Genomic DNA, 217 nt, shown 5'->3' on the forward strand with positions numbered 1-217 from the left:
CCCACCTTATACTTGGCGACTTCTTCTCTCACTTCTTTAAGATCACCCTTTGTAAAAAGTAAGCCTATATTTCCCTGAAGAAGAGGAATAAGGTTAATGACGTCCTTGTTTCCTGTCTTCTCAGCATGAACCCTAATAGACCTCTTCATCATGGTGTTCTTGCCCATAAGCAACACAGAATGGCCCCTAAGACCTTTTCTGATGTTCTGCATCTGAT

The 217-nt window shown here is 41.9% G+C and carries 1 protein-coding gene; it reads right to left on the minus strand.

Annotation, left to right across the window (positions count from 1 at the left end):
- Positions 1 to 212 (minus strand): 50S ribosomal protein L10 (gene rplJ / locus C6N31_RS46755; RefSeq protein WP_368860212.1); only part of this gene is annotated, 212 nt, incomplete at its 3' end.
- Between the last annotated feature and the right edge of the window lie 5 nt (positions 213 to 217).

It is taken from the genome of Streptomyces fildesensis, assembly GCF_016107395.1.
Lineage (GTDB): Bacteria > Actinomycetota > Actinomycetes > Streptomycetales > Streptomycetaceae > Actinacidiphila > Actinacidiphila fildesensis.